Genomic DNA, 23,161 nt, shown 5'->3' with positions numbered 1-23,161 from the left:
AATAGCAATAATGATGCTACCATACTTATTTTTTTCATTTATATTCTCCTAAATTAAATATTAGGATAATTGTAGTTAAAAATTAAGTAATTAAATATATATTAACTGTATAAAAAATATACAATATGATAATAATTATTATTTCTTTATTGCAATTAATACATCTTCTATCATTTTAGTAATATCACCATCTAAGATGGCTTCCACATTAGAGTATCCAATATTACTTCTTGTATCTTTTATTTGTTGGTATGGTTGCATTACGTATGATCTAATTTGATGTCCCCAACCAATTTCACTCTTTTCAACACCATCTTTAACAGCTTGTTGTTTTTCTAACTCATATTCATAAAGTCTAGATTTTAGCATCTTCATAGCACTTGCTTTATTTTTATGTTGAGATCTATCATTTTGACATTGAACTACTATATTTGTAGCAATATGTGTGATTCTAATTGCTGATTCAGTTTTATTAACATGCTGCCCACCAGCACCACTTGATCTATATGTATCAATTCTAATATCTTTATCTTCAACTACTATATCAATATTATCATCAATTTCTGGACTTACCATAACTGATGCAAATGAAGTATGTCTTTTGGCATTTGAATCAAAAGGAGAGATTCTTACAAGTCTGTGAATACCATTTTCTGCTTTTAAATATCCATACGCATTTTCACCTTTTATGATAAAAGATACATCTTTAAGTCCTGCTTCTTCCCCATCTTGGTAATCTAAAACCTCAATTTTGAAGTCCATTCTCTCAGCCCATCTTAAATACATACGATAAAGCATACTTGCCCAGTCTTGCGACTCTGTGCCTCCAGCTCCTGGATGAATAGATATTATTGCATTTGAACCATCATCTGGATTACTAAGCATCACAGATATTTCAGTTGATCTAATTAGGTTATCTAACTCTTCAGCTTCTTCATAAAGTAACTCAAAAGTATCTTCATCTTTTTCAGCACTTGCTAATTCATAAAGCTCATTTGTACCACTTAAAGATTCATTGGCTTTATTAAATTTTGATAATTTACTTAAAATTCTATTTTTTTCAATACCAACTTTTGTAGCATTTTCTACATCATCCCAAAAATTTTGTGCTGATTCAAGCTCTTCTATCTCTTTTAATCTTGAGTTTAAGGCGTCGGGTTTAAGTATCTCTTTGATATTGTTAAGTTTTTTGTTTAAAAGTTTGAGTAGTTCTGTGTATTCGTATGCATCCATTTAAATTCCTTATAAAATAGAAGTATACTTTAATATGTCAAAAAAGATGTTTAGATTAACTAAGAGAAGAATCTCTTAGTTTTTATTTGTAGGAGTTTCTTCTTTTTGATTGATTGATTGTAAATATAGATATACATTATTTATATCTTTTTTATCCATTAGATTTGCATATGGAAGCATTTGAAATGCAGTTCCTCTATCATATCCACTTCCATTGTTATAATCTCTTATAGTTTGCATGAAATCAAACAGTGACATATTATCTAAAGCTCTTGATTGACCAGGTAGGGCTTCTCCCTTTTCTCCATGGCAACTTTGACACTTTTGTATATACATATTCTTACCTGAAATTGACATTCTCATTTTTCTTTCTGCTAGATCATTTTTATTTTCAATTTCTTCTTTTTGTTCTAATCTTTTTAAAATTTGATTTTCTAAAGCTTGAAGATCAATATTTTTTATAGTTAATTCGTCTTTTTTTAAGATATAAATGTAATTGTTATTGTCTATTTTTATATCTGATACACTCCAGCCTTCTGTTTTCATTTGAGTTAAAGACTTTTTACTATCACATGCACCTCCATCTAAAGGAGTTTTTTCAAGAGTTGAAAAATCTTTATGATTTTGTTTAAAGCACATGGTTGTTTGTGAAAAACTAAGGGTTGTACTAAGAGCTAGCAAAGAGAGTAATTTAGTGATATTCATAAGTTGGTTCCTTTTATTTTAAAGGAATATTTTAGCATAATATTTTAAAAAATATATAAAATAAAAAAAGGGGCTAGAAGAAAATCTTCTAGCCCCTTTGAAAATTTAAGTTAAATTACTATTTCTAAGTGATTAGAAAGAGTATTGAACTTGTAATCTTCCTCTTGTATCATCATTAGTTTTTGCACCATTAGTTGGTTTAGACTCATATTGTCCAAATCTTACATAAGAAGATAAGTTTTTACTCATTTTATAAGTTAATTGAGCATATACTTCTTCTTCTTCTGTATCTACAGTAGCACCAACAGCTCTTGATTCAACTTCTGTATAATTAGCTGAAACGTGAACTGAATCCATTGCTTGTACTCCAACTGAAGCTTGTACAAAAGTTGCATCAGCTTTATTTGTTGGGTTTACCATCCAACCTTGAATAGTAGTAGTGGCATCATCATCTAATGCTACAAGACCACCTTCTTTATCTGTTTTAGCAAATGCAAGTTTTGCATCTACAATTCCAGCTTTAGCAGTCAATGTTAATTTTACTAAATCATGGTCATCAGCATTTGATGCTTGACCAGTTTGAGAATCAACAGATAAAGCAGTATATCTTAAGTCAGCACCTAATGTAACAGCATCTAAATCAAAAGAAGCTTTTGCACCTAATGTATAAGAATCAAATACATCTGCCATATCTAAGTACCATGCATCTAAACTAACTGGACCAACATTTGCCATTACACCAACTGTTGCTACGTTATTTCCACCTCCGTTTGCATATGACGAAAGTGCATTTACTGTTGCTATGTCATCTCCAGATACACCTAAGTTAGTTTGATTAAAGTATGCACCTGCAATTGTAACAGGACCAACTGTTGAAAGAGCTAAGATACCTGTACCTGTTTGCTCATTTGAATCAGAATCAGCAGCTACAGTCCAAGGAGTTGTTAATCCTTGTTTACCAACGATAACAGTTGTATTCGCAATTCCAGTATATGCAAAATTAACTTGTGATAAGTTAAGTGAAGGGTTAGCATCATTAGATGCAGTATCTAAACCAGCAAAACTTTGATTTGTATTAATACCAGTAGCAGTAATAATTCTAAAGTTTGCAGTTACATCATCATTAACTTTTGATTTTAAGTTTAAACCAATTTTGTAGTTATTATTAACAGCTGATGCTCCACCAACGTCATTGTTTCTGTCATCATATCTATATACAACTGTACCAGATACATCTACATCTTTGATTGCTTCTTCTAATGGTTTTGCATTAGCAGTAGTTAAACCAGCTACTGCAACAGCAGCTACTAAACTTAATTTTACGAATTTTTTCATTTGATCTCCTGAAAGGGTTATTTAAATCAGATCCTCGGACGCGCGAACAATCTTCTTACACAAAGTGCTTGAAAGATACTTTCCGATTCACCGTTGCGAAAATTTTACTTGGATTAAAATTAAAGTTTTCTTAATTTGTAGCTTTTTTGGTAATTTAATTGATTATTTTAAGTTTTATTTATAAAAAGTGCATAAATTATAGTGTTATGCTTACTTTACAGTTAGGCATGATATCTGGCTTTTGAATTGATATTTTTAGCTTTTTCATATTATATTTTGTATTTAAGAATTTCTTTAATTCTAAAATAGCATCTTCAAGAAGTTCAAACTTTCTTTTTATCATAGTATTTACTATATCTTCTGCTACGTTTGAGTAGTCTATAAAATCGGATTTTTTATACTTATATTTAAAAGAGCAGTTTATTACTACTTTTTGCTCTTTTTGTCTTTCGATGGGTAAGATTCCAATAATACAATTAAATGTAAGTTTTTTTATTTTTACTTTCATTTATACAGCTTTTAACTCTTCTTTTTTAATAAGTCTTACTATATTTGGAATATGTTTATAAAAAATTATAAAGGCTATTAAATACATTGGAGCATTTGAGTTTATTCCTAAGCCATTGTTAAAAACAAGTGCTGCAATTACAACTGCTGCTAGACCTAAAAGAGAAGATAAAGAGGATATTTTAAGTACTTTTGCACAAAATCCCCAAACAACTGCACCTATTAAAGTAGGTATTGGAATAAGTACTAAAAAAACACCAAGTCCAGTCGCAACTCCTTTACCACCCTCTAGTCCTAAATAAATACTATAACAATGACCTATGATAGCTAACACAGCTATTGCCCAAAGTGTTGATTCACTAACTCCATAAGCCATAGCAATAAGAAGTATAATTGTTCCTTTTACTGCATCAAGGATAACAGTTGCAAGACCAAGTTTTTTTGCTAGGCTTGGATTTGTCTGTTTTACAACTCTTAAGACATTTGTTGCACCTATACTTTTACTTCCATGCTCTTTTATGTTTACTCCTGCAAAGGTTTTTGCTAAGAGTAAACCAAAAGGAATAGAGCCAATTAAATATGCCAAAATATAAAAAATAAGATTAGTATTTAGAAAATCCATTATTACCTCAATAGTTTTTTTGATATGTTTAAAAGGATTATAACAAAAATTTTGTTATATTCCCGTTAATTAATAAATATTAAAACCTAAGGGTAAGTTTTGAATTTAAAAGAAGAGATTATAAAATTAAAAGAAGAACTTGATGTAACAATAGTTGCTCACTTCTATCAAAGAGATGAAGTGTTTGAACTTGCAGACATCACAGGAGACTCTTTAGAATTAGCAAAAAAAGCTATGGAAACAAGTAGTAAATATATACTGTTTTGTGGTGTTGGTTTTATGGGTGAAAGTGTAAAAGTATTGAGTCCCCAAAAAAGAGTTCTTATGCCAAAAATAGCATGCTGTGCCATGGCAAGAATGATTGATGTGGATTATTTTGATGAATCACTAGCTAAGTTAAATGCAATGGGTGTAGCAACTGAAGAGCTTCTCCCAATAACTTATATAAACTCAAGTGCAGCAGTAAAAGCTAGAGTTGGAGAAATGGGTGGTATGGTTTGTACCTCTTCAAATGCATATAAAATCATTGAAAAGGGTTTAAAGTCTGGTAAAAAGATATTTTTTGTACCAGATAGATGTTTAGGACAAAACTTTGCAAAAAGTCTGAATCTAAAATCATCAGTTATAGGTGATGGAAGTGATCCAAAAGAAGCTGATATTATCTGTTATAATGGTTTTTGTTCTGTTCATCAACTCTTTTCTACTGATGATATTGAGTTTTATAGAAACAAATATCCAGATATCTTAATTGCAGTTCATCCAGAGTGTGACCCTAAAATATGTGATATGGCTGATTTTGTAGGTTCTACTTCTCAACTTATCAAATTTATAAAAGAATTACCTATTGAACAGAAAATTGCTGTTGGAACTGAGTATAATATGGTAAATAGATTAAGAGAGAAAAATACTTATATCTTAAGTTCGACAAAACCTGAGTGTCCTACTATGAATGAAACTACATTAGAAGATGTATATAAGTGTTTAAAAGATATTAAAGATGGTAAAGAAGTTTTTGATACAGAAATTTTTGTAAATGAAAACGTAACAAAATGGGCACAAGTAGCACTACAAAGGATGTTTGAAGTATGATTAATATTAAAAAGTTCGTTAAAAATGCCATTATTGAAGATAATGGTCGAGGTGATTTGTTTTTCGATGTGGCACCAAAGGGAAGATTTACAGCTAAAGTTATTTCAAAAGATGATGGTATTTTTGCAGGTGAGATTTATGCAAAAGCTTTATCAAAAACTGAGAAGTTTGAATGTAAGTTCTTAAAACATGATGGAGAGAAAATAAAAAAAGGTGACATAATAGCAAACCTTGAAGGTAAAGCTGCCGTTTTATTATCATCGGAGAGAACTTTTCTAAATATGCTTCAACACGCTTCTGGAATAGCAACTATGGCAAACTCTTATGCTTCTTTAATAAATGATTTAAATGTAGTTTTATTAGATACAAGAAAAACAAGACCACAATTAAGAGATTTTGAAAAGTATGCAAGTAGAGTAGGTGGAGCTATAAATCACAGACTTGGACTTGATGATTGTTTGATGTTAAAAGATACACACTTAAGAACAATTACAGATTTAAAAGATTTTGTAAAAAAAGCAAGAAAAAGAATCTCTTGGGTTACTAAAATAGAAATTGAGTGTGAAAATATTGAGCAAGTTAAAGATGCTATGGAAGCTGGTGGAGATATTATTATGTGTGATAATATGACACCAGAACAAATACGTGAGGTAGTAAAATTTAGAGATGAAGTTCATCCCCATGTACTTTTAGAAGCTAGTGGAAATATAAACTTAGATACAGTAAGAGATTATGCCTTAACAGGTGTTGATGCACTTAGTTCTGGAAGTATTATTCATCAAGCCACATGGTTAGATTTTTCTATGAAATTTGATTAGTGGTTAACTTTTGATTAGTAATAGTGTGTTAGGATAAAAAATGATTTTAAAAAGGAGAGTATTTGAGTAAAGATTTTATAACAAATAATAAAGTAAATACTGCCTCTTTTGTAAATGCACTAAAATTAATTGATAATTCAAAATATATTTTAATAATCACTCATATTAATCCAGACCCAGATACTATTTGCTCTGGACTTGCACTTTCAAACTATTTATTTGAAAATAGAATAAAACATAAGGTCTTTAATGCAGGAAAAAATCTTCCTGCAAAATGTGACTTTGTAAATAGATATGAAAAGATAACTGACCAAATCCCAAAATTTTATGATTTGGCTATATCAGTTGATTGTGGTACTTCAAATAGATTTGGTATAGATATTCCAAAAGAAATCCCTTTGATTAATATTGATCATCATAAATCAAATGATAATTTTGGAAGTGTAAATATTGTAGATATAAATAAATCTTCAACATCTGAGATAATATATGACTTTTTTAGGTTTAATGGCTTGTATATTACAAAAAATACCGCAGAAGCATTATATACAGGTATTTATGATGATTCTCTTGCCTTTACAACTCCAAGATGTGATGAGTTTACATATGAGAAGATTAACTTTTTAGTTAAATGTGGAGCAAGTCCTGTTTATATTGCTGATAAATTTATAAAAAGAGACTCTTTAGCAAAGTATAGAATTTTACCAAAGATTTTTAATAGTTTAGAACTTTTAGATGAAGGAAAAGTTGCAACAATTTATGCAACAAAAGAGTGGTTTGAAGAGAGTGGGGCAACTACTTTAGAAACTGAAGTTGCCCTAGATATGGTTTTAAATATTGCTATTGTAAAAATAGCAATTTATTTTAGAGTAGTAAATGATAAAGTAAGAGTCTCTTTACGATCAAAAGAGAAAATAGATGTTTCAAGTGTAGCTTCCATCTTTGGTGGTGGAGGGCATTTAAATGCCGCAGGGTGTGTTATACAAACTGATGATATTTTTGAAGCAAAAAAGATTATATTAAAGGAAGTTCTTGAGAAGTAAAAGTAATTTTGGAAAAATACTGTTTTTTATATTTTTAGTTGCAGGGTTTGCTGCTGGTGGTTTTGTTTATTTATCACCTATGTTTGAGAAAAATCCTCCAAAAGTTAAGTTTAACGATAATATTTATTGGAATTTAAAAAGTAAATTAAATCTTACAATTAGTGATGATAGTGGTATAAAGTTTTACAAAGTAATTTTTAAAGATGGGAATAAAGATATAGTATTAGATACACAAGTTTTAATTGAATCTGAAAAAGTAGTGGACTTAGAACTAAAAGCACCAGAACTTGATATGTTTTTTAAAAGCACTGATGTTCAGATAATTGTAGAAGCGATTGATAGAAGCAAATGGAATTTTTTAGAGGGTAATAAAGTTGTTAAAACATTTAATCTTAAAATTGATAGAAAAAAACCAGAAGCCTCTGTGATAACAAATTCATTTGCAGTAAGACGAGGTGGAAGTGCCTTAGTTATTGTAAAAGTTGAAGATGAGAATTTAAAAGATAGCTATATTTCATTTAATAATGAGCAAAGATTTGATTTAATACCTTTTTATAAAGATAACTATTATGCTTCACTAATTGCTTGGCCAATTACTATGGAAGATTTTAGTATTGTAAATTTAATAGCAATTGATAAAGCAGATAATAAATCAATCACAAAAGTACCTTTATATATTAGAAAATTAAAAGAAAAGAGATCTAAAATAAGAATAAGCGATAGTTTTATTCAAAACGTTAGTACAAAAGTTTTAGACCAAAGTGGTAAAGAGATACCTAATGATTTAGTTGAAACATTTATAAAACAAAATAAATTATTGAGATCTCAAAATGTTGCAAAAATTGAAGAAGTATCTAAAAAATATATGGATAAAGAACTTGTAAATGAATTTGATATTACACCATTTAAAAGATTAACAAATGCAGCAACAGCTGGGCAGTTTGGACAAAAAAGATCATATTATCACGATAATATAAAAATAGATGAAGCTTGGCATTTAGGAGTTGATTGGGCAAGTATTAAAAAAGCAGATATTTTTACTACAAATAAAGCAAGAGTAATCTTCAATGATTATTTAGGAATATATGGGAATACTATAATATTAGACCACGGCTTTGGTTTACAAACACTTTATGCTCATACAAGTGCTTCAAATGTCGCAGTTGGAGAAAAAGTTGAAGTAAATCAAAAAATAGGAAATACAGGTGTAAGTGGAGCTGTTTTAGGAGATCACTTACATTTTGGAGTTTTAATTCAAGGTATAGAAGTTGATCCTTTAGAGTGGATGGACAAAAATTGGATTAAGACAAGAATTACTGATATTCTTGATGAAGCAAAAAAGGTTATTGACAATAAATGAAACAAAGAACAATAGCAAAAGCAGTAGAAATAGTAGGAATAGGACTTCATAAAGGTGTTCCTGTTAAAATGAGATTAGAACCTTTAGAGGCAAATGAAGGGATAATATTCTACAGATCAGATGAAGGTTTAGCAATTCCATTAAAAATTGAAAATGTAGTTGATACAAAAATGGCAACAGTTATTGGTAAAGATGGAGTTGTTGTTTCAACTATAGAGCATCTTTTATCTGCTGTTTATGCTTATGGGATTGATAATCTTAGAGTTGTTCTAGACAATGATGAGGTTCCAGTTCTTGATGGAAGTTCATCTGGATATTGTATGCTTATTGATGAAGTTGGAATAAAAGAGTTGAGTGCATCTAAAAAAGTAATTAAAGTGAAAAAAGAGGTTGAAGTTACAACTGAAGATGGGAAAAGAGTCTCTTTAAAACCATCTAATCACATAGTTTATGACTTTTCAATTGATTTTGAAAGTCCTGTAATTGGACAGCAAAACTACCATTTTGATTATAGTATTGAAGAGTATAAAGAAAATATTTCTAAAGCTAGAACTTTTGGGTTTTTACATGAAGTACAATATTTAAGAAGTATCGGATTAGCGCAAGGTGGTAGTTTAGAAAATGCCATTGTTGTAGATGCAGATAAAATCTTAAATCCTGAAGGTTTAAGATATGAAAATGAGTTTGTACGACATAAAATTCTTGATGCAATAGGGGATATGTCACTTTTAGGATATACATTAATAGGTGAATATGATGCCCATGCTGGAAGCCACCATTTAAATCATCTATTAACAAAAAAACTTTATGAGTCAGAAGAAAACTATGAAATCATAGATTTAGAAACAGCTCAACAAGAGAGTTATGTATTTCAAAAAGCATATGCCTTGATAGATGAGAATTAAGGGTTTATTTGATTGATATTTTAGTAATCTCAATTTCTAGTCCTATTAAAATAGGTATATATAAAGATAATATATTAATAGATAATATTGAAAAAGAGGGTATGACTTCAGATATTTTACCTATTATATTCAAAGAGTTATTAGGAAAATATGAGATTAAAACTATAACATATGTAAATACACCAGGCTCATACATGGCAATAAAGGTTGCATATGTATTTTTAAAAACACTTTGCATTGTTAAAAATATAAAATTAAATGCTGCTAGTGGATTTTTATTTAATGAGAATTCTCCCATAAAAGCTTTGGGTAAAAAATACTTTTTTAATAAAAATGATAAAGTAATAATAGATTTTTTGGAAGAAAAGAGTATAATTTCGGATTTTAAATTACCAAAAAGTTTAGATAAAACAAAGTTTTCATCTGAAACTTTACCAATTTATAATTTACCAGCAGTATAAAAGGAAAATAATTGAGAGTTAGTGTACCAGCTACGAGTGCAAATTTAGGACCAGGTTTTGATACTTTAGGTTTAGCTTTAAAGATTAAAAACCAAGTAACAATAAGACCAGCAAAGTTTCATAGCGTATCTTTAAAAGGTGAGGGTTCAAATAATCCTATTTTAAAAGATAACAATATGTTTATTGCTATTTTTAATGATTTTTATAATAATTTATCACACAAAAAAAGAGCATTTAGATTTGAATTTGAAAATCAGATTCCACTTTCAAGAGGATTAGGAAGTTCATCAGCTGTGATTGTAAGTGCAATTGCATCTGCATATGCCATTGAAGAGATGGAGTTACCAAAAGAGAAACTTCTTAATCTTGCCCTTGCTTATGAATCTCATCCAGATAATATTACTCCTGCTGTAATGGGTGGTTTTAATGTTTCTTGTGTTCAAGATAATGAAGTAAAATATATAAATAAGTCAATTCCTAAAAGTTTAAGTGCTGTTGTTGTTGTTCCAAATAGACCAATATCAACGCAACTTTCGCGAAAAACTTTACCATATAAATATCCAAAAGAGGATGCAATATTTAATATATCTCATTCATCACTTTTAACTGCAGCTTTCATGAGTGAAAATTGGGAGATGCTTAAAATTGCTTCCCAAGATAAATTTCATCAAAGTTATAGAATGAGACAGATGCCAGAGCTTTTTGAAGTTCAGAAATGTTCATTAAATAGTGGTGCGTTGATGAGTACACTTTCAGGTTCTGGTTCAACACTTTTTTCTATTTGTTATTTTGAAGATGCAAAAAAGATTGAAAAAGAGTTAAGAGCAAAATTTCCTCATTTTAAAGTGTTTATTTCTGGTTTTGACAACTACGGTGTTAGAGTAGAAGCATAAAAATTGGAAATTTAATAAATTTTGGGTATAATCATTGGCTAAATTAGAAAAACCTATAAGAACTTGTGTAGTTTGTCGTAGTAAACTAACTAAAGATAATTTAATTAGATTGCAATGTAAGGATTATAAACTCATCACTTTTGATGGAATAGGTAGGAGTTTTTATATTTGTAAAGAGTGTCAAGAGAAGACTCTTTTGGATATAGAAGCAAAAAGAATTGAAAAAGCACTTTTCAAACAGTGTAAAAAAAAAGACGAGTACTTGGTACAACTTAAGGAGATATTAACGCATGTCAGATAACGTAAGAGTATATGAAATTGCAGAAGAGGCTGGGGCTAGCAGCAACGATGTTATAAAAAAAGCAAAGGATTTAGGTATAGAACTTAAATCACCTCAAAGTCAAACAACAGTTGAGGACGCAGAAGAGATAGTAAACTATATAATGACTGGTAAAAGTAAAAAACTTCCACCAAAGAAAAAAGCAACTAAGAGTGTAGAACCTAAAAAAGTTGAAGAAGAGAAAGTAGTAGTTGAAGACAAAAAGCCAGAAGAATCAATTATTGCAAAAACAACTGAGGTTGAAAAACCAAAAGAAGAAAAAAAGCCAGTAATTGAAGAACCTAAAAAAATTGAAAATACTAGCCCTGTAAAAACTGATGATACTCAAAAAGTTAATGATGATTCACCTGTTAAAAAAGTTATACCTAAAAGAAGAGGTCTTAAAATTGTTAAAAAGAAAAGACCAGAAGAACCAAAAGTAGTAAAAAAAGAAGAATTAACTTCTTATTCAGAACCATCAACTGTTAAAAAACCTATGAAATCTTTAAGTGAAATTCTTGGTGGAAATAATAATCAAGATAATCAATCTGAACCTGTTAAAACAAAAGCAAAAGTTCAAAAGAAAAAAACACCTCCAAAAGCACATGAGCATGGAAAAGTTTTAGAAATAGATAAACAAGATTTTAAAGAGTCTGATGATTCATTATTGGGTGAAGAAGTCGTATTACTTGATATGGGTTTAACTGATACATCAAAACTTTTTGATGATCCACATAAACCTGCAAAAAATAATAATGATAAACAAACAAGAAGTTCAAAACCTGCAGCTTTTGGAAATAGACCTCAAGGTTTAAAAAGAGGTAGAAGAAAGAAAAGAATTAAAAGAGAAGTAGAAGTTGCAGATGTAACTGAAATCACAATACCTGAAGATGTTAGGGTTTATGAGTTTGCAGAAGCTTGTGGAAAAAGTGCTTCAGAAGTAATTACTGTACTATTTTCTTTAGGAATGATGGTTACAAAAAATGACTTCTTAAAACAAGATGAGTTAGAAATTCTTGGTGAAGAGTTTGGTATTGAAGTAACTGTTAAAGATGCTTTAGAAGATGTAAATTATGTGGAAGATCATGAAGAAAATATTGATAAATCAAACTTCGTAACAAGACCTCCTGTTGTAACAATCATGGGTCATGTTGACCATGGTAAAACTTCATTATTAGATAAAATTAGAAGTGCAAAAGTAGCAAAAGGTGAAGCTGGTGGAATTACTCAACATATCTCTGCATATACAGTAGAACAAAGTGGTAAAAAAATCACTTTTGTAGATACTCCAGGACATGCTGCCTTTAGTGAAATGAGATCAAGAGGTGCAAGTGTAACTGATGTTATTATTATAGTTGTTGCTGCTGATGATGGCGTTAAACCACAAACAGAAGAAGTAATTGCACATGCAAAAGCAAGTGGTTGTCCAATCATTGTTGCTATGAATAAAATGGATAAAGAGACTGCAAATCCTGATATGGTTAAATCACAAATGGCAGAAAAAGATATGCTTCCCGTTGATTGGGGTGGAGAGATCGAATTTATCGGTGTTTCAGCTCATACAGGTGAAGGTATTGATGATTTACTTGAAAACATTTTAATTCAAGCAGAAATATTAGAACTACAAGCAGATCCAACTTCTAAAGCAAAAGCTACAGTTGTAGAAGCTACACTTGAAAAAGGTAGAGGACCAGTTGCTACAGTAATCGTACAAAGTGGTACATTAAGAGTTGGTGATAATATTGTAAGTGATACTACATATGGTAGAGTAAAAGCAATTACAAATGACATGGGTAAACCTGTAAAACAATTAGAACTTTCTGAAACTGGAAATGTACTTGGATTAAATGATATTCCTACATCTGGTTCTGTAATGATTGTGCAAGATAGTGAAAAAGAAGCAAGAGAAATTGCAACTACTAGAGCAGAACATGCACGTGCAAAAGAGTTGTCTAAATCTACAAAAGTATCATTAGAAGAGATGAGTGGATTAATTGCAGAAGGAAAAATCAAACAATTACCAGTGATTATCAAAACTGATGTTGCAGGTTCTTTAGAAGCAATTAAAGGTTCACTAGAAAAAATTCAAAATGATGAAGTAAAAGTTAAAGTTTTACACACAGGTGTTGGTGGTATTACTGAGTCTGATTTAGTTCTTGCAGGAGCTAGTGAAGGTTGTGTTATCTTAGGGTTTAATGTAAGACCAACTGGTTCTATTAAACAAAAAGCTAAAGCTGATGGAATCACTATTAACACTTATACAATTATATATGACTTAATTGATGATATTAAAGCAACACTATCTGGTATGATGAGTGCAGTAATTAGAGAAGAAAATACAGGTCAAGCAGAAGTAAGAGATACATTTGTTGTACCAAAAATTGGAACAGTTGCTGGATGTTTAGTTACTGATGGTAAAGTTATCAAAGGTGGACATGCTAGAATTATTAGAGATGGTGTTGTTACATATACAGGTAAAATATCATCACTTAAAAGATTCAAAGATGATGCTAAAGAAGTTGTTAATGGATTTGAATGTGGTATCATGTTTGAAAAATTCAATGATATAAAAGTTGGAGATTTCATCGAAACATTTATTCAAATTGAAGAGAAAGTACAAATAGACCTATAATATGAAAAGTGTAAACTTACAAAGAACAGAGTCTTTATTAATGGAGTTAATTCCAGAGGCTCTTTCTACTTTAAATGATAATAGAATTAAATCATTGGCAATTACAGAAGTAAATTGTAGAAATGGTAAATATGATGCAGTAGTTTATTATGATGGAAGTGATTATGATAAAAGAGAACATCAAATAATAAACAGTCTTTTAAGTAAAGCAAATGGACATATAAAAACGTATTGTTTAAATGCCACAGGTTGGTATAAATGTCCAAATTTTAAATTTCAAGCTGATGATAAATTGGAAAAAGATTTAAAAATAGAGTCTTTATTTGATAAAATAAAAAAAGATAAAAAAGAGGACTAATGACTTTAGAAGAATCAATTGAAATGACTGTAAAAGGTTGTGGCGTTGAACTATATGACATAGTAACTACAAAAGAGAATGATAGAGATATTTTTAGAGTATATATTATTGCTAAAGATGGTGTATCATTAGATAAATGTGCAGAAGTATCAAGATTGATTTCACCTATATTGGATGTAGATGAGCCAATGTATGGAAAGTATAATTTAGAAGTAAGTTCACCAGGAATTGAGAGAAAATTAAAAAAACCAAGACATTTTGAAGTTTCAATTGGTGAAAAGATAAAAGTAAAAGATTTTGAAAAGAATATATTAACAGGTGAATTAATTTTTGCCGATGAAAATGAAATTAAAATAAAAACAGAACATGGTGAAGAGATTATCACTCATGATCAAATATCTTCAGCTTCTACATATTTTGAGTGGTAAATAAGGAGACTTCATGAGTCTTGAAAGCTCATTAACTTTTTTCCTAGCCATATTTATTTTTGGCATTACTCCTGGCCCTGGAGTATTTGCTTTGTTATCAAGAGGCATGACACTTGGATCAAAAGAGTGTATCTCTTTGGCTTTTGGTATGACAATCAGTGATGTTATATATTTGATTTTTGCATGTTTAGGACTTGCTACAATTGCGCAAAACTATGCATTATTATTTGATTTTATTAGAATAATTGGGGCAATATATCTTGTTTATTTAGGATATAAGATGTTCATAGCTCCAATAAAGATTGAAACTACAGATAAAAGCATCATACATAAAAAAGACTTTTTTCTTGGGTTTATTCAAGGTTTTTTAATCTCAGCTTCTAATCCTAAAGTTATACTTTTTTATATAGCATTTTTACCAACTTTTTTAGATATAAAATCATTAACAAGTTATGACATTATGTTAGTCTCATTTTTAACTATTATAGCTTTGATGCTTGGGCTGATGAGTATATCAATGTTGGCAAGTCGAACTAAAAAAATGTTAAAGTCTAATAAGGCTCTAAAGAGATTAAATTATACTGCAGGTTCAATTATGGTGGCTGCTGGTAGTTTTTTATTATTTAATAAGCAGACATAATGAAAATTGATGATAGTTTTTATATGAAACTTGCCATTGATGAAGCATGGAAATATCAACTTCTAACTTATCCAAATCCTGCTGTTGGTTGCGTTGTTGTTAAAGATGGTGAGATTTTAGCTATAGAAGCCCACAAAGAAGCTGGAATGCCCCATGCAGAAGTAAATGCACTTAAAGCTGCATATTTAAAGAAATATGCAAAAGATGATTTAAAACTAAAAAAAACCTCCCATGAAATCCATGATTACTTATTAAAAAATCATAATAATTTTTTTGAGACCTGCGAAATATATGTAACCCTAGAACCATGTAACCATATAGGAAAAACTCCCCCCTGTGCAAATTTACTAAAAGAGTTGAAACCCAAAAGAGTAATCATAGCCCATGAAGATACAAATAAACAAGCAACAGGTGGCATAGAAACACTAAAAAATGCAAATATAGAAGTAAGTCTAGCTTGTATGAAAAAAGAGGCTTATGAGCTTCTATATCCGTTTATTAAATGGAACAAGGGAACATTTATCTTTTATAAAATGGCACAAACATTAAATGGATGTATAGATGGAAAAGTATCATCAAAAATGGCTCAACTATATATTCATACTTTAAGAGATAAAATAGATCTAATGTTAATAGGTGGAAACACTGTACGAATAGATAAACCAACACTAGATGCTAGATATATAGCAGGTCGGGCTCCAAATGTAATGATTTACAGTAAAAACAAAATATTTGATGAAAATATTCCCCTATTTAAAGTAGCAAATAGAGAAGTAATAATAAGTGATGATTTATTTAAACTACTAGATTATAAATTTATAATGATAGAGGGTATTTATAATTTAATGGAGATACTAAAAGAGAGAATAGATTATATTGTTTTATTAGTTAGTCCCAAAATTAGAAATGGAGTTAATGCACTTAATAAAATAGATATGGATTTTGAAATTGTGCATGAAAATTTTATTGGTGATGAAAAAATAGTCTATTTAAAAAGAATAAATAATTTGTGAGATAATTTTTATGCCTTAATTCAATAATTTAAATATAACTGTATTACAATATAGTGAATATTTAAAAGGCTTTGAATGAAAAGTAGAGAAAGTAATTTAATTAAAATTATTGCTATTGGACCTTTGATTTTTATTCCATTATTTGTAATTGCAATAATTTTAATTATAATTATTGAACATGAACAAAATTTTGAAAAGACCTTATCAAAAGTTGAAGAAAATCTTATAAATATTGAAAAAAAAGCTATTAAATCAAAAATTGATGGAATTTCTGACTTAATTGCTTACCAAAATGATCTTACTGTTAAAAAGTTAACACTTCGAATAAAAGATAGAGTTAATAGCTCACATAAAATTGCAACAAATATATATAACAAGTATAAAAATACAAAAAGTCAAAAAGAGATAAAGTCTTTAATTATTACTTCTTTATCACCTTTGTCTTGGAATAATGATGAAAGCTTTATTTTTATATTAGATTATAATGGTGTCTTTCATCTAGCACCAAATTATCTAAAACATTTAGAGGGAACTTCAATAATTGATTTTCAAGATGCAAATGGAAGATTTGTAATCAAAGAAGAGATTGAAACAGTTAAAACAAAAAATGAAGGCTTTTTATGGGATAAGTTTACAAAACCAACTGATCCTTCTACAAATAGTTATGATCAAGTTGTTTTTGTAAAAGCATTAGGTTTTTACAATTTATATTTGGGTTCAGGTGAGTATTTAGAAACAGCATCAAAAATAAGTAGTAATGAAATACTAAAAGCTATTCAAAAAATTAGTGAAAATACAAGTGAGTATATTTTTGTATTTGATACAAATGGTAATATACTTTTAAATGATAGTACACCTGAATATGTAAATAAGAACTTCTACAAGATTAAAGATAAAAGTATAAAAGATGTTTATTTACTTTTATTAAAAAGCATAAAGAGTGTTGATAATAAATTTTCAAGATATAGTTGGGTAAATCCTGAAACAAATAAAGAGGAAGTAAAATACAGCTATATAAAAAAAGTGCCAAATACAAACTGGATAATAGGAAGTGGGTTTTACGAATCTACAATTAAGTCAAATGCAGCAGTACAAGTAACAAAACTATATGAAGATTATCATATGAGAATTAGCTACATTCTAACTATTGGGTTTATATCTATACTTATATCATTAGTATGTTCATATGTTGTATCTAAGTATTTAAAGTCACAGTTTTTAAAATATAAAAGTAGAATTTTAAATAAATCAGGTGAACTAAAGCAGTTAAATAAATCATTAGAGGATAAAGTTAAAGATAGAACTGAAGAACTTGAAAAATCAAGAGAATCCTTAGAAGTGTTAGCTACAACAGATGCTTTGACAAAAATTCACAACAGATATTCAATCATGAATATTATGGAACAAGAAATTCGTAAATTGAGTAGATGTGGTGGAAATTTGTGTATAGCATTGTTTGATATTGATAAATTTAAAGATATTAATGATAATTATGGACATGATGTAGGCGATATAGTTTTATGTACTCTCTCCTCTTTTGTTAATAATTTTTTAAGAGAGAGTGATATTATGGGACGATATGGGGGAGAAGAGTTCTTAATAATATACAAAAATACAATGCTAAAAGATGCTTGTATAGTATCTGAAAGAGTTAGAAAAAGTGTTTCAGAACATAAATTTAATGAAAATGTAAAACAAGTAACTATAAGTATAGGACTAGTAGAGTATCAAAATGATGAATCCGTAGATGAACTCTTTAAAAGACTAGATATCTTACTATATAAGTCAAAGAATGAAGGTAGAAATAAATTGTCTTTTTGATATAAAATTGATTTTTAAAAGGTAAAGATTTGTTGAAGAAACCAAGATAGTGCTTCTTTGAGTGAAGGAACTTACAAGTGTAAGTGACTGAAAGAAAAGGAGCAATATCGCAGAGTTTCTGCGACAAAGCTTTTCCTTTTTATTTTACTTTTTCTATGTACTCACCAATTCTTGTGTCACATTTAATAATGTCACCTTCAACTAAGTGAAATGGAATTTGTACAACTGCACCTGATTCTAAAGTTGCTGGTTTTTTACCACCTTGAGAATCACCTTTGAAGTTAGGTGGAGTCTCTACAATTTTAAGCTCAACTGTCATTGGTGGTTCAACTGTAATTGCATTTCCGTTAAAGAACATCATATCACAACTCATACCATCAATAATCCAGTCAAATGCTTCACCAACTTGGTCATAAGTTAAACCAATTTGTTCATAAGTAGTATTGTCCATAAATTGTAATAACTCACCATCATCATACAAAAACTGCATAGTTTTTTGTTGTAAATCAGGAGTTTCACACTTATCACCTGCATGGAAAGTTTTTTCAATTACTTTACCATTTAGAAAAGATTTTATTTTACATCTAACAAATGCTGCACCTTTTCCAGGCTTTACATGTTGATATTCTGTAATTTTATAAGGGATTCCATCAAGTTGAATCTTTAAACCCTTTTTTAATTCACTCATTCCTATATTTGCCAAAGTAACCCCTTATTAAATTTCAACATAAGAAACTGATATTGCAGCTTCTAAGTCTTCTAATTGTTTTAAAACTTCATGAGAAACAAAAGTATCAACCAATATAACAGCCAATGCAGAGTCTTTTCCTCTAGATAATCTAAAGTCAGCGATATTTATATTATTGTCGCCTAAAGTTTTTCCAACCGTTCCAATTACTCCTGGGATATCAGAGTTTCTTAAAAGAATCATATTCCCTTTTGGTGCAATATCAAATACAAAGCCATTGATTTCAACGATTCTTTGTACATTTTCATCAAATACAGTTCCTGAAATAGTATTTACACCTTTTTCAGTAGTGATTTTTATAGTAACTTTATTGCTATAGCCACTACTATTTGTAATTTCACAAGTATCAAATTTGATACCTTTTTCTTCTGCCCAAAATTTTGCATTTACATAATTAACTTCATCACCGCCAGAAACTTTTAAAGCCCCAACAGTTGCAAAAGTAAGAAGTGAATCTAAATACTCTTTGATTTCACCTTGTGCACAAACACTAATTGATCTAATAGCACTTTTATCACTTTGAGCGCTTAAAAATGCTATTTTTTGAGTCAATTCAATATATGGTTTTACAAAAGAAGGAATTTTGCTTTCATCTATTGGTAGGTTTAGAGCATTTGGATATGCAATGCCACGTGCAGATTCAATTGCATTTTCTGCAGCTTGAATAGCAATTTGTTTTTGTGATTCTTTTGTATTTGCACCTAAGTGTGCAGTAACTGTAATATTTGGTAAATCTAATAATGGATTATCAACTGCTGGTTCTTTAATAAATACATCAATTCCAGCCATTGAAATTTTACCTGACTTTAGGTTGTTATATAAAGCTTCTTCATTATATAATCCACCTCTAGCACAGTTGATTAAAATTACACCATCTTTCATTTTAGCAATTTCGGCTTCACCAATCATATTGATAGTTTCTTGGTTTTTTGGTGTATGAATAGTGATAATATCACAATCTAATATATCATTAAAGTTTGTTGTATATTTGATACCTAAGTCAGTTGCTTTTGTTGAAGGGATATAAGGGTCATACGTAACTACATCCATTTCAAATGCTTTTGATCTTAAGGCAACTCTGTGACCTATATTTCCAAAACCAATTACTCCTAGTTTTTTACCATATAGTTCTCTACCATACCAATCTTCTCTTTTCCAAACTCTATCATTTTTTAATTGATTGTGAGCATAAGGAAATTTTCTCATACAAGACAACATGTGAGTCATTGTAAGCTCAACAGCTGCTATTGTATTAGCTGTTGGAACATTCATAGCAATAATACCTCTTTTGCTACAACCTTCCATATTAACATTATCATAACCAACACCAGCTCTAATAATTGCTTTTAAATTAACTGCTGCATTTAAAAATTTCTCATCAACATCTGTTGAAGATCTTGTAATTGCAACATCAGCATCTTTAATTACATCTAATAAAGTAGTTTTATCAATATCTGCTGCAAAAACATAATTAATGTCTTCTGCAGCTTTAAGTATATTTAGTCCATCTTCATGGATATGATCACAAACTACAATTGTATGTTTACTCATTCTACTAAATCCTTGAATTATTTCATTTGGTCTTTTAATAAGTCACCTAAAGTCATAGATGAATCATCATTAACAGATTTTAGGATTTCTCTCTCTTGTTGTTGCTCTAATCTTTTGATTGATAATCTAACTCTATTTCTATTTGTATCAATATTCACAACAACAGCTTCAATCTCTTTACCAACTTCTACATCTTCTGGTGTTAAAGGACCAAAATCTTCATTTCTAACTAATCCATCTAAATTATCTTCAATTTTAATGAATAATCCGAAATCTTTAAGATCTTTAATTGTTCCTTTTACAATATCACCAATTTTGTGAGTTGATTGGAATTTTTTAGCAGGAGAATCTGTAATATCTTTGATTGATAATGAAATATTCTCTTTTTCTCTATCAATTTTGATAATTTTAACTTCAAGTTCATCACCTTTTTTGTAAAGGTTTTTACATTTTGCATTACCTTCCCAAGAAGCTTCTTCATTATGTAATAAACCATCAACATCACCTAAAGTAACAAATGCACCAAATTCAGTTAATGTTGCTACTTTACCAGTAACGATATCTCCTACTTTATGCTCTTTTGTAAATTTTGCAAAAGGTTTCTCTTGAAGATTTTTTAAAGATACTCTTAATCTTTTTTTATCAACGTCTAATTCAATAACTTCAACATTAACTTCATCACCTAATGTTAAAAGATCTTTTGGATTTTTAAGATTTTTATTCCATGAAATTTCAGAAATATGTAATAAACCTTCAATATCATTTCCTAAGTCAACAAATGCACCATATGATTCAAAATTAGAGATAGTTACAGTAATTGTATCACCAACTTCTAATTCGTCTCTGATCTCTTCCCAAGGGTTAGCAAGAGCAGCTTTAACAGATAATGATAAGTGTTGTTTAGTTTTATCATAAGATAGAACTTTAACAGTAACTTCATCACCTTCAGCATAATAATTAGATGGATTTACTGGACCTTTGTATGAGATTTCATTGTAGTTTACTAAACCATCAATTCCACCTAAATCAACAAACATTCCATAAGATGTGATTTTTTTGATTGTTCCATTGATTGGACCATCATTTTCTAGAAATTGAGCAACTTTTGCATCTTTTTCTAATTTAGATTCTTCAATAAGTTTTTTTCTAGAAACTATAATAGAGCTTTGAGCTTCATTTATTTTAAGAACTTTTGCTTTAACTTTTTTACCAAGTGCACCTTGAGCTTTTAAGTATGATTGTGCCATTGGCATGAAGTATTCACAGCCATTGTCATCTTCAATTATAAATCCACCTCTTGGTTTAATAGAGATAATTTTACCCTCAATAGTAACATTTTCTAAATCTTCAGTATGTTCTTTAACAAAAGCATCAAATTTTTCTTTTTGTAAAACTTTCTTATGTGAGATAGAAGGTTTTTCACCTCTAGTACCCATTAGTATAACAGGAAGCGTGTCTCCCACTTTATACTTAACTTCACCACCAATAGTGATTTCAGAAATATGTAGTCTTCCTTCAACTTTTTGACCAACATCTACAGAAACATTTTCACCAGAAATCTCAACAATAACACCATCAACTACAGAGTTGTTCTCTGCATTTTCGAAAGACTCATTAAGCATTTGCTCAAAGTCAAAGTCTTCACCAATTTCAATATCTTCGATACCCATATTTTTCCTTCGTATAACCATTATTTATAAAATGCGATGATTATATCGAAGCTTGGCTTAAACTACTATTTTAAGTATTTGATTAATATCTTTCTATTTGGTCTACAACTTTTTGTATAACCCAATCAGGAGTCGATGCACCGGCTGTTATACCGCAAAGTTTTTTATTTTTGAACCATGAAGCTTCCAATTCTCTCTCATCTTCTAAGAGAAAACTATCTTTACAATTCTCTTGAGCAATACTAAGAAGTTGTTTTGTATTTGAGGAGTTTTTACCTCCAATTACAATCATAATATCTACTTCTTTTGATAACTCTCTTGCTGCATCTTGATTTTCAAAAGTTGCATCACAAATTGTATTAAATACTCTTACTTCTTTATTTTTTAAAATCAAAGTGTTTACAATTTCAAGATATTTCTCTTTTTTCTTAGTTGTTTGAGCAATGGTTGCTATTTTTGAGTATTTAAAAGTTATTTTATCCAAATCACTAGGTTCTAGTATTACAAAAACATCATCTTGATCTTTTGCATAAGATTGAACACCTAAAACTTCAGGATGGTCTTCATCTCCAAAAATTACAATTGAGTATTGCTCTTGGGACATTTTTTTAACTATTTGCTGAGGAGTTGTCACAAAAGGACATGTGGCATTGATAACTTTTGCATCTTTTGCTTTTAGGTTTTTTAAATCAAATTTTGGAATACCATGGGTTCTAATAATGATTGTATCATTATCTTTTACTTCATCTAAAGAGGTATATAATCCTACATTATAATCATTTTTAAGCCTATCTATTTCATTTGTATTATGAATAAGAGGTCCCATTGTTGCAGAGTTTTTATACTCCTCAGCAATCTTTATAGCTCTTTTTACTCCAAAACAAAACCCATAAGATGATGCTAATTTTACTTTCATAAATTGTCCTTAAAAATAGTCCCTATTTTTAAGGGACCTTTTCTTTTATAACTTCTTTTAGCAAGATAGCAAAGCTACCTTTAAAGAAGCAAAT

General features: G+C 29.4%; 23 protein-coding genes. 14 read left to right on the top strand and 9 right to left on the bottom strand.

Annotated features, from left to right (window positions below):
• Positions 1-138: 138 nt before the first annotated feature.
• The 5 genes from prfB to plsY form a co-directional block, all read right to left on the bottom strand.
• Complete coding sequence (gene prfB / locus Q0617_RS02045; protein WP_298749934.1) at positions 139-1,233, bottom strand: peptide chain release factor 2; 1,095 nt, start codon at positions 1,231-1,233, stop codon at positions 139-141.
• A 75-nt stretch (positions 1,234-1,308) separates the two neighbouring features.
• The gene (locus Q0617_RS02040; protein ID WP_298749932.1) at positions 1,309-1,938 is read right to left on the bottom strand and encodes a c-type cytochrome; all 630 of its coding nucleotides are present in this window, start codon (positions 1,936-1,938) and stop codon (positions 1,309-1,311) included.
• Between the two features lie 132 nt (positions 1,939-2,070).
• Positions 2,071-3,273, bottom strand: coding sequence for a major outer membrane protein (locus Q0617_RS02035; RefSeq protein WP_298749930.1), 1,203 nt, complete (start codon positions 3,271-3,273; stop codon positions 2,071-2,073).
• Positions 3,274-3,469: 196 nt separating this feature from the next.
• Complete coding sequence (locus Q0617_RS02030) at positions 3,470-3,781, bottom strand: dihydroneopterin aldolase (protein WP_298749928.1); 312 nt, start codon at positions 3,779-3,781, stop codon at positions 3,470-3,472.
• The gene (plsY, locus tag Q0617_RS02025) at positions 3,782-4,402 is read right to left on the bottom strand and encodes a glycerol-3-phosphate 1-O-acyltransferase PlsY (RefSeq protein WP_298749926.1); all 621 of its coding nucleotides are present in this window, start codon (positions 4,400-4,402) and stop codon (positions 3,782-3,784) included. It lies immediately after the preceding gene.
• Positions 4,403-4,501: 99 nt separating this feature from the next.
• Between plsY and nadA the strand changes: the two genes are divergently transcribed.
• The 14 genes from nadA (at position 4,502) to Q0617_RS01955 (ending at position 18,182) form a co-directional block, all read left to right on the top strand.
• Entirely contained in the window at positions 4,502-5,491 is a 990-nt protein-coding gene (nadA, locus tag Q0617_RS02020; RefSeq protein ID WP_298749924.1) for a quinolinate synthase NadA, read from the top strand.
• Positions 5,488-6,309, top strand: coding sequence for a carboxylating nicotinate-nucleotide diphosphorylase (nadC, locus tag Q0617_RS02015; protein ID WP_298749921.1), 822 nt, complete (start codon positions 5,488-5,490; stop codon positions 6,307-6,309). Before nadA ends, nadC begins: the two co-directional genes overlap by 4 nt.
• A 62-nt stretch (positions 6,310-6,371) precedes the next feature.
• On the top strand, positions 6,372-7,352 hold the full coding sequence (locus Q0617_RS02010; RefSeq protein WP_298749919.1) for a bifunctional oligoribonuclease/PAP phosphatase NrnA: 981 nt from the start codon (positions 6,372-6,374) through the stop codon (positions 7,350-7,352).
• Positions 7,342-8,712: a M23 family metallopeptidase gene (locus Q0617_RS02005; protein ID WP_298749918.1), complete on the top strand. Its 1,371-nt coding sequence runs from the start codon at positions 7,342-7,344 to the stop codon at positions 8,710-8,712. The genes Q0617_RS02010 and Q0617_RS02005 overlap by 11 nt, the downstream gene beginning before the upstream one ends.
• The gene (gene lpxC / locus Q0617_RS02000; protein ID WP_298749916.1) at positions 8,709-9,617 is read left to right on the top strand and encodes a UDP-3-O-acyl-N-acetylglucosamine deacetylase; all 909 of its coding nucleotides are present in this window, start codon (positions 8,709-8,711) and stop codon (positions 9,615-9,617) included. Before Q0617_RS02005 ends, lpxC begins: the two co-directional genes overlap by 4 nt.
• An 8-nt stretch (positions 9,618-9,625) precedes the next feature.
• Positions 9,626-10,078 (top strand): hypothetical protein, encoded by a 453-nt coding sequence (locus Q0617_RS01995; protein WP_298749914.1) that lies wholly within the window; start codon positions 9,626-9,628, stop codon positions 10,076-10,078.
• An 11-nt stretch (positions 10,079-10,089) separates the two neighbouring features.
• Complete coding sequence (thrB, locus tag Q0617_RS01990; RefSeq protein ID WP_298749912.1) at positions 10,090-10,971, top strand: homoserine kinase; 882 nt, start codon at positions 10,090-10,092, stop codon at positions 10,969-10,971.
• A 34-nt stretch (positions 10,972-11,005) separates the two neighbouring features.
• Positions 11,006-11,272 carry a DUF448 domain-containing protein gene (locus tag Q0617_RS01985; RefSeq protein ID WP_298749910.1) on the top strand — a complete coding sequence of 89 codons (267 nt, stop codon included), beginning with the start codon at positions 11,006-11,008 and terminating at the stop codon, positions 11,270-11,272.
• A complete protein-coding gene (infB, locus tag Q0617_RS01980; protein ID WP_298749908.1) occupies positions 11,262-13,922 on the top strand; it encodes a translation initiation factor IF-2 in 2,661 nt (886 codons plus the stop codon). The genes Q0617_RS01985 and infB overlap by 11 nt, the downstream gene beginning before the upstream one ends.
• A gap of 1 nt (position 13,923) precedes the next feature.
• Positions 13,924-14,280, top strand: a complete 357-nt coding sequence (gene rbfA / locus Q0617_RS01975) for a 30S ribosome-binding factor RbfA (protein WP_298749905.1) — start codon at positions 13,924-13,926, stop codon at positions 14,278-14,280.
• The gene (gene rimP / locus Q0617_RS01970) at positions 14,280-14,708 is read left to right on the top strand and encodes a ribosome maturation factor RimP (protein WP_298749903.1); all 429 of its coding nucleotides are present in this window, start codon (positions 14,280-14,282) and stop codon (positions 14,706-14,708) included. Before rbfA ends, rimP begins: the two co-directional genes overlap by 1 nt.
• Positions 14,709-14,721: 13 nt before the next feature.
• A complete protein-coding gene (locus Q0617_RS01965) occupies positions 14,722-15,348 on the top strand; it encodes a LysE family translocator (RefSeq protein ID WP_298749901.1) in 627 nt (208 codons plus the stop codon).
• Positions 15,348-16,361 carry a bifunctional diaminohydroxyphosphoribosylaminopyrimidine deaminase/5-amino-6-(5-phosphoribosylamino)uracil reductase RibD gene (gene ribD, locus Q0617_RS01960; protein ID WP_298749899.1) on the top strand — a complete coding sequence of 338 codons (1,014 nt, stop codon included), beginning with the start codon at positions 15,348-15,350 and terminating at the stop codon, positions 16,359-16,361. Before Q0617_RS01965 ends, ribD begins: the two co-directional genes overlap by 1 nt.
• A gap of 75 nt (positions 16,362-16,436) precedes the next feature.
• Positions 16,437-18,182 (top strand): cache domain-containing protein, encoded by a 1,746-nt coding sequence (locus Q0617_RS01955; RefSeq protein WP_298749897.1) that lies wholly within the window; start codon positions 16,437-16,439, stop codon positions 18,180-18,182.
• 139 nt (positions 18,183-18,321) lie between these two features.
• Here the strand turns inward: Q0617_RS01955 and efp are convergent, their stop codons facing one another.
• The 4 genes from efp to Q0617_RS01935 all read right to left on the bottom strand — a co-directional run bounded on the left by efp (position 18,322) and on the right by Q0617_RS01935 (position 23,067).
• On the bottom strand, positions 18,322-18,885 hold the full coding sequence (gene efp / locus Q0617_RS01950) for an elongation factor P (protein WP_298749895.1): 564 nt from the start codon (positions 18,883-18,885) through the stop codon (positions 18,322-18,324).
• Positions 18,886-18,897: 12 nt separating this feature from the next.
• Positions 18,898-20,481: a phosphoglycerate dehydrogenase gene (gene serA, locus Q0617_RS01945; RefSeq protein WP_298749893.1), complete on the bottom strand. Its 1,584-nt coding sequence runs from the start codon at positions 20,479-20,481 to the stop codon at positions 18,898-18,900.
• 17 nt (positions 20,482-20,498) lie between these two features.
• Positions 20,499-22,151 (bottom strand): 30S ribosomal protein S1, encoded by a 1,653-nt coding sequence (locus Q0617_RS01940; protein WP_298749891.1) that lies wholly within the window; start codon positions 22,149-22,151, stop codon positions 20,499-20,501.
• Between the two features lie 82 nt (positions 22,152-22,233).
• Complete coding sequence (locus Q0617_RS01935) at positions 22,234-23,067, bottom strand: 4-hydroxy-3-methylbut-2-enyl diphosphate reductase (protein ID WP_298749888.1); 834 nt, start codon at positions 23,065-23,067, stop codon at positions 22,234-22,236.
• Positions 23,068-23,161 lie beyond the last annotated feature (94 nt).

Origin of the sequence: uncultured Arcobacter sp., assembly GCF_937982575.1 — a bacterium.
Lineage (GTDB): Bacteria > Campylobacterota > Campylobacteria > Campylobacterales > Arcobacteraceae > Arcobacter.
Note: the sequence above shows the minus strand (reverse complement) of the source record. Positions and strands in the feature narration are given on the sequence as shown.